8 protein-coding genes and 1 riboswitch are annotated in these 8017 nt (G+C 41.8%); of the genes, 5 read left to right on the top strand and 3 right to left on the bottom strand.

What is annotated here, in order from left to right; all coding sequences use genetic code 11:
• The 5 genes from torD to ACED48_RS19825 form a co-directional block, all read left to right on the top strand.
• The coding region (gene torD / locus ACED48_RS19845; RefSeq protein ID WP_371726460.1) for a molecular chaperone TorD at window positions 1–372 on the top strand (372 nt) is incomplete at its 5' end.
• A 316-nt stretch (window positions 373–688) separates the two neighbouring features.
• The gene (gene purR / locus ACED48_RS19840; protein WP_017055044.1) at window positions 689–1693 is read left to right on the top strand and encodes an HTH-type transcriptional repressor PurR; all 1005 of its coding nucleotides are present in this window, start codon (window positions 689–691) and stop codon (window positions 1691–1693) included.
• A gap of 170 nt (window positions 1694–1863) precedes the next feature.
• Window positions 1864–1949: riboswitch (cyclic di-GMP riboswitch) on the top strand.
• A 127-nt stretch (window positions 1950–2076) separates the two neighbouring features.
• Window positions 2077–2667, top strand: coding sequence for a TfoX/Sxy family DNA transformation protein (locus ACED48_RS19835; RefSeq protein ID WP_084026652.1), 591 nt, complete (start codon window positions 2077–2079; stop codon window positions 2665–2667).
• Between the two features lie 132 nt (window positions 2668–2799).
• A complete protein-coding gene (locus ACED48_RS19830) occupies window positions 2800–3480 on the top strand; it encodes a TVP38/TMEM64 family protein (RefSeq protein ID WP_017055042.1) in 681 nt (226 codons plus the stop codon).
• An 11-nt stretch (window positions 3481–3491) separates the two neighbouring features.
• Complete coding sequence (locus tag ACED48_RS19825; RefSeq protein ID WP_017055041.1) at window positions 3492–3809, top strand: DUF2007 domain-containing protein; 318 nt, start codon at window positions 3492–3494, stop codon at window positions 3807–3809.
• Window positions 3810–3935: 126 nt separating this feature from the next.
• Here ACED48_RS19825 and ACED48_RS19820 read toward each other — a convergent pair whose 3' ends face one another.
• From ACED48_RS19820 to glgC, 3 genes are all read right to left on the bottom strand, one after another.
• Window positions 3936–4733: an alpha/beta fold hydrolase gene (locus tag ACED48_RS19820; RefSeq protein ID WP_017055040.1), complete on the bottom strand. Its 798-nt coding sequence runs from the start codon at window positions 4731–4733 to the stop codon at window positions 3936–3938.
• Window positions 4734–5016: 283 nt separating this feature from the next.
• Window positions 5017–6471 carry a glycogen synthase GlgA gene (gene glgA / locus ACED48_RS19815; RefSeq protein WP_017055039.1) on the bottom strand — a complete coding sequence of 485 codons (1455 nt, stop codon included), beginning with the start codon at window positions 6469–6471 and terminating at the stop codon, window positions 5017–5019.
• Window positions 6461–7690: a glucose-1-phosphate adenylyltransferase gene (gene glgC, locus ACED48_RS19810; RefSeq protein WP_077680223.1), complete on the bottom strand. Its 1230-nt coding sequence runs from the start codon at window positions 7688–7690 to the stop codon at window positions 6461–6463. The genes glgA and glgC overlap by 11 nt, the downstream gene beginning before the upstream one ends.
• Between the last annotated feature and the right edge of the window lie 327 nt (window positions 7691–8017).

Below are 8017 nucleotides of genomic sequence, written 5' to 3'. Positions count from 1 at the left end.
CTTCCATACGCTTCTATGTATATCGGCGAAACTGGCCTTTTGAATGATAAGCCAGCAAAAGATATGGAAGAGATCATGGCTAAGCACAACTTAGTGGTGAACCAAGATCTAAAAGAGCCAGCAGACCACATTGCTATCGAACTCGATTTCCTTGGTAACTTGATCATTAGATCTAACGAAACTGAGCTTGAAGAAAAGCTAGAAAAATCATTTTCCGTTCAACAACAGTTTATCGAACAACAACTCCTTACTTGGGTACCCAAGTTCAACGTGAAATGTCATGACGTTGACGAATTCGGTTTCTACGCTTCAGTCTCATCTCTGTTACTCGCCTTCTGTAATTTAGACGCTCAATATCTAGCTGGTGACTAAGCTTATTGCATGACTAGGTAAATAAATTCAATAGAATGTGACAATTCACCCGGATTTCAGGGTGAATTTTATTGCGAGTAACTTCTAGTCAGTCTAAAATTGTGACCGCAAACGATAAAATATGAAACATTCACGAAATGCTATGCTTGTTTAAGTTCAGAGCATTTCGGTGTTAAGACAAGCCGCTCAATAGCGGTTTTTTGTTTTTTAGCACGTTAGTACCCAAAGAGCCCTACAAATTATAGCTCTTAGTTAGGTAGCTTAACGGCTACTTTATTCCGTACTTTGGGAAAGTAGCTTCTAATAGGATAAAACCATGGCCACGATAAAAGATGTCGCTCGCTTAGCCGGCGTATCGACAACAACCGTTTCTCACGTAATCAACAAAACACGTTTTGTTGCAGAAGCGACTCAAGAAAAAGTAAACAAAGCTGTAGACGAACTGAACTATGCGCCAAGTGCTGTAGCTCGTAGCTTGAAGTGCAATACAACACGCACTATCGGCATGCTTGTTACTCAATCAACCAACCTATTCTTCTCTGAAGTTATCGATGGTGTTGAAAGCTACTGCTACCGTCAAGGTTACACTTTGATCCTGTGTAACACAGGTGGTATCTATGAGAAGCAACGTGACTACATTCGAATGCTGGCAGAGAAACGTGTAGATGGCATCTTAGTTATGTGTTCAGACCTAACTGAAGAACTAAGAGTGATGTTAGACCGTCACGCTGACATCCCGAAAGTTATTATGGACTGGGGCCCAGAGAGCTCTCAAGCTGATAAGATCATTGATAACTCTGAAGAAGGTGGCTACCTAGCAACCAAGTACCTGATTGAACGCGGTCACTCTAAAATTGCCTGTTTAAGTGGCCACTTAGACAAAGCAGCATGTGTTGAACGCATTGCCGGATACAAGCGCGCACTGAACGAAGCTAAGATTTCTACCGATAATAACATGATCATCGAAGGCAACTTCGAGTGCGATACGGCAGTTCTTGCTGCAGAGCAAATCGTTGAGATGGAAGATCGCCCGACGGCTGTATTCTGCTTTAATGACACGATGGCACTAGGTCTAATGAGTCGCCTGCAACAGAAAGGTATTCGTATTCCTGAAGATATTTCGATCATTGGTTACGACAACATCGAGCTAGCTGAATACTTTTCACCACCTTTAACAACGGTGCACCAACCGAAACGTCGTGTTGGTAAAAATGCTTTCGAAATTCTATTAGAACGTATAAAAGACAAAGATCATGAAAAACGTGTCTTCGAAATGCACCCTGAAATCGTAGAGCGATGTACAGTTAAAACGTTAAATTAATTGATAAAATGAGTTTAATTTCATCAAGCGCACCTTTAGGTGCGCTTTTTTTATCAGCACCCAAAATGAACCTAGATGCACAATACAAAGATCATTAATTGAAGCAATATCACATTTTGAAATAACAAGTGTGAGCCTCATTCAACAAAAACTTTATTCTATTCAATCAGTCACGCACAGGGCAAACCACTCGAAAGAGTGAGACGCAAAGCTTCCGGCCTAAACCACTCGTTGGTATGGTAGCGGAGTTACCGATGGCAAAATGCAGTAACTACTAATCATTTAGTAATTTACGGCTTATTGACAATTTAATTGCAACATTTTGCTAATCTCTCGGACCTGCTTATTTGGTGGCGTACTTCAAATACACCGAGATAAATAACATGGATAAACCGATACTAAAGGACTCAATGAAGTTATTTGAGTCCCTAGGAAAAATAAAATCACGCTCAATGTTTGGTGGATTCGGTCTTTTTGCTGATGACACAATGTTTGCTCTGGTTGTTAATGACCAACTGCACATACGAGCAGACAAATGCACAACAAAGCAATTCGAACAACAAGGGTTTCAACCGTACGTCTACAAAAAACGTGGTTTCCCTGTTGTTACTAAATATTTCGCTTTACCTGAAGGCCTATGGCAAGACCAAGAGAAAATCTTGCAGCTTGCAACCACGTCTCTGGGTTTTGCTAAAGAAGAAAAAGCTGAGCAGTCTTCTGCCAAGCCGACCCGACTCAAAGATCTGCCTAATCTTCGACTCGCTACCGAGCGTATGTTGAAAAAGGCAGGAATCGATTCTGTAGAACGTTTATATGAATCTGGCTCTGTAAACGCATTTAACGCCATCAAAGAATCGCATGCGTCTTCTGTCAGTATTGAACTACTTTGGGCGCTAGAAGGTGCGATCAATGGTACACATTGGTCTGTTATACCGCAGCATCGTCGCGAAGAGCTTATCAATCGCGTCAATTAACATTGTCAGTGCAATATATACATAACTAAGCCGCATTTACTGCGGCTTTTTTTATATCTGGTGAAAGTTAATCTATGCTTTGCCTGTCTATCTATACTATCGGTATGCATTGAAAATTTAGAGGAAGTATCAATGAGTAAGAAAATGATATTGGGTATTGTGTTGGTCGTAACCATTGTCTTGTTAGGCATCAATTTCGGCCAGTACTTAACGCTTGAAAATGCTAAGACCCAACAAGCTGTCTTAAATGACTACATTGACAGCAACTTTATTGCAGCTGCCGCTATCTATTTTGTTGCGTATGTAATGATTACTGCTTTCTCAATTCCTGGTGCCGCTGTTGTCACCCTGCTCGGAGCTGCTCTATTTGGTTTCTGGAATAGCTTGCTGCTGGTATCTTTCGCAAGTGCAATTGGTGCTACCCTTGCCTTTCTAAGTAGCCGCTATCTATTACGTGACTGGATTCAAACCAAGTTTGGTGACAAATTGGCGACGATTGACAAGGGGGTTGAAAAAGACGGCGCATTTTACTTATTTTCTTTGCGTCTGATTCCTGTATTCCCATTTTTCCTTATCAACTTGCTGATGGGCCTAACGCCAATGTCGGTCAGTCGTTACTACATTACAAGCCAAATAGGCATGCTACCAGGCACTGCGGTTTTCTTGAACGCCGGTACTCAACTTGCGGAGATTGACTCGCTTTCAGGTATCATTTCCCCTTCAGTATTGTTGTCATTTGCTTTACTCGGGGTGTTCCCAATTTTTGCTAAATGGCTAATGGGCAAATTTCGCTCAACACCGATAACTGATTAAGGTTCTATGTCATGAAAATCTTTGTTGCATCGAATCCGACAGAAGCCCACATCATATGTGGATTGCTAGAAAGTGAGAATATTGCATGTGAGGTCCGTGGTGAGGGGTTGTTTGGTTTAAAAGGGGAACTCCCATTTACAGAAGACACTGACCCGTACGTTTGGCTGTATGAACCAGAACTGGCTAACAAAGCTCGCACTATTGTAAATGATTACCAAAAGCAGCAAGATTCGATCATCTATGAAGAGTGGCGATGTAGTGAGTGTCACGAAGTCAACGAAGCACTATTTGGTTCTTGTTGGCAGTGTGGCGCAGCCTCACCTGAGTAATACGCAAAGACTGTGACAAGAGGTTCGGTTTGATACCTCCTCAATATAAAAACGGGAAGCTAATCTAGCTTCCCGTTTTTATTTCAATTCTATCTAATCATCTAAGCTGATAATAAACCTAGAGAATCATTGGATTTGCTTTTGGATAAACTCGATAGAATGTTGATTGAATGCTTCAGGGTTTTCTACATTGCAGACGTGACCGCAGTTAGCGATTTCAACCAGTTCACTCGACTCATGTGCTTGCACCATTTCCTTTACTGGCTTAATGAACATGTAATCACGCTCTCCCATTAAATAGAGAGTAGGAATGGGTAACTCTCTATCTTTGAAATACTTCATTAGGGGATTAACATCTGCGGTTAAGATGAACCAACGTTTAAACTCTTTTTGGCACAGTTTCTTTGCTTCTCGGATAAACAGATGACGAGACTCTTTTTGGCTTTTTTGTGGCATTACTACATATGCAAAAAGACTGTATAACCACATATAAGGAATAATGTGTTTACTTAAGTTACCTAATTTGATTAAAACTTGAGAACGAGTGTTGAGTTTAGTGACAGCGCCGCCTAATACCATTGAACGCACACGCCCTGCAGCTAACTCCGCAACGTTACGTACTATGATCGTGCCTAAAGACATGCCAACAAAATGTGCAGAACGGATTTTAAGATGGTCTAATACCTTGAGAATATCAAGCGTCACCGATTTGAAGGTATAACGATTCGAAATCAGCCCTTTAAGTATATTGTCTGATTTACCATGCCCTCTCAAGTCAATGAGCAGCAAGTTGAAATGCTGTTTATACGCTTTAATCTGCTTGAACCAGATGGAGGAACTGCCTCCTGCGCCATGCACAAATACAACCCACTCATCGCTCGTAGGGTGAGTAAATGTTTTATGAAATAGTAAACTCTCAGACATACCTATCGCTTTAATTATTGGAATGGAGCTATGCCTCATCACGAGGCGATGACTAGGATATCACGCTATTAAGAACTTTAAGTGATAATAGTGTCAAACCTATCATTAGTCATATGAATACTTACCTCACCTTTTCTACCTGACTAAAATGAGTTTGCAAGCTTTGTCTTCGTAAACGTGATGTGCTCTGACCAGGAAACAAAAAGGCACTCTACAATTAGAGCGCCTTCATTTATTACGAGCGGTTGTTGCTCCCAGCTAATTTTAAAGCTAAGTCAACAAGTTAAAATGCTGAATGGTACATAGCTAGGTATTCTTTAGCCGCATCTTCCCAACTAAAATCTTGCTGCATCGCATAAAGCTGAACGCGCTTAATTTCAGATGGATTTTGCGCATAAAGCAGCAATGAACGATGTAAGACTGCCAGTAACGCCTGCGGTGTTGGTTCATCAAAAGCAAACCCAGTCGCGACTTCAGGATCCTTATCGTAATCATTTACGCTGTCTTTTAAGCCACCGACAGATCGAACAATCGGTAAAGTACCGTAAGCCATGCTGTAGATTTGGTTTAAGCCACAAGGTTCAAATTCAGAAGGCATCAAAAAGAAGTCAGAGCCCGCTTCAACTAAATGCGCCAATTCGTTGTTATACGCTTCAACAAACGAGAACTTATCTGAGTGAAGTGCCGACAGATCTTTTAGCTGACTCGCCAACACTGGATCGCCTGTTCCTACAATCACGATCTGAAGCTCGTTCTTCAAAAACTGCTCGATGATGGGCAATAAATAATGTACGCCTTTTTGATGGGTCAGACGACAAACCATGCCATACACAGCGCAGTCGATAGCTGGCAAACCAACATTTTGTTGCAATTTTTGCTTACACGCCGATTTACCACGAACCATGCTGTGCTTGGTCGCTTTGTATTTGCGAGGTAAAAAATCATCCGTTTCAGGATTCCAAGCACCATAATCACAGCCATTCAAAATACCGAACAAGTCCGAAGCTCTGTGTTGGAACTCTGCTGCCATACCATGACTGCCAAGCTCAGTTTTGAGCTCTACTGCATAGGTTGGGCTTACTGCATTCACTTTATCTGCACACAAAACACCCGCTTTTAACATGGTAACGTGAGTATCACTTACCGCAGCTTCAGGTACGTTATAGCTGTGCATTTCAGGCAGGCACTGCAACTCTTCGTAAGAAAAAACGCCTTTGAAAACCGCGTTGTGAATTGATATAACACTGCGAGTGTTTTCGAAAAATTCGTGCTGGTGATAACGAAACTTAAGCAAGAAAGGAACAAAGCCCGTATGCCAGTCGTTCGCATGAACGATATCAGGTTGGAAACCAAGCTTTGGCAACATATCCAAACACGCGGCGCTAAAAAACGAAAAACGTTCTCCATTGTCAGCGTAAGCTTGGTTGTTCTCTGCATACATTTCTGGGCGGTCGAAATACTGGGCACATTCGATACCTAAAACTTGAACGCCTTCTACGGTCAGTTTCTTAACCTGATAAGCAGTATGAGGCCAATGATCGAGTTCAGTCGATAAAATAACGTCTGCTGAGTCAATGTTTGGAATATTTCTATATGCGGGAATAGTCACTCGAACGTCCTGGTCGAGAGCTTGCAAAGCCTTCGGCAGTGCCTTGGCTACATCAGCCAAGCCACCACTTTTAATCAAGCCTTCAACTTCAGACGCTACAAAAAGTACCGAGAGAGTCTTAGTAACCAACTCGTGCTCCTTTTTCAATAACTACGACACCATCATCAGATACGTGGTAATGCTTTTTGTCTTCTGTCAAATTTACACCAATCTGTGTACCCGGTGCGATGTCTGCATCTTTATCAATGATAACGCGGCGCAGGATACAACCCTCACCCACTTTTACATCACCGAGTAAGATACTTTCGCTAATATCACACGCTGATGCGATATTGCTGCGGAATCCCAATACACTCTTTTCAATACGCGAACCACGTACATAACTACCGCTACACACAAGGCTATCAATGATCTGAATTCGACCATTTGCCGAATCAGTAAACGTAGCTGGTGGTAGTGGTGGGTAATAAGTATGTAGAGGCCATTTGCGGTTGTATAGTGAGAATGGCGCATCTTTCTTGAGAAGGTCCATGTGCGCTTGCCAGTATGCGTCAATCGTACCTACATCGCGCCAGTAAACTTCTTCTTTCTCACCAGTAATACGGTTGGTGCTGAAATCATAAACAAACACGTCACCACGGGGGAACATGTTTGGAATAATGTCTTTGCCGAAATCGTGTGTCGAACCTTCTCTATCAGCATCTTCCGTTAGTTCAGCAAAAAGTTCTTTCGCTTCAAATACGTAGTTGCCCATTGAAACGAGCGCTGATTCTGGATCGCCCGGAATCGACTTCGGATTTGCAGGTTTCTCTTCAAAGCCAATCATACGGCCGTCAGCATCAACCTCAATAACACCAAACTCAGAAGCTTCTGCAAGTGGCATACGTAAAGCTGAAACCGTTAAAGCCGCTCTCTTTTCTTTATGGAAATCAAGCATCTGTTTGATATCCATTTTATAGATGTGGTCAGAACCGAAAATACAGACTTGATCTGGTTCTTCCAGCTCCATAAAACCCATATTTTGGTAAATAGCATCTGCCGTACCTTCATACCAACGCTTTCCTTTACGCATTTGCGCTGGAATAGGGTCAATAAAACGATCTGTTATGCCACTGATATTCCAACCTTTTTTCATATGATGAAACAAAGATTGTGACTTAAATTGTGTTAACACATAGATCTTCATAAGATCTGCATTAACGAAATTGTTTAAAGCGAAATCAATTAAGCGGTAGCTACCACCGAACGGAACTGAGGGTTTGCTGCGAGATTCTGTTAAAGGTCTCAAGCGCGAGCCTTCGCCACCAGCAAGAATCATTCCCAATACACCAGCCATTTTATTCTCCATATATCTATAGCTTGTCGATGTCAGTACTCGTAGAGGTATCTTCCTCTGGGGGATGAGCACTAACACTTATTCAGGGTACTTAGCGAATATCTATTCACATACAGTGACAATATCCTAAGCCAAACGTTATTATATGTGCATTATTATTTGCACTTAGTTTTATATACGTTATCGACTTTCCTGTCGATTTCAATTTTTAATACGCCATTCTGCGCTATGTAACCGATTGCTTTTTCTAAGACTTAAAGCAGCTCACACTACCCCCCTCTCAGAGATACATTACATTAACACTCACCACACATTAGGTATACAACTAACCCCAAACTT

This window comes from Vibrio sp. 5S239 (assembly GCF_041439575.1).
In the GTDB taxonomy this organism is placed as follows: Bacteria; Pseudomonadota; Gammaproteobacteria; order Enterobacterales; family Vibrionaceae; genus Vibrio; species Vibrio kanaloae.
Note: the sequence above shows the minus strand (reverse complement) of the source record. Positions and strands in the feature narration are given on the sequence as shown.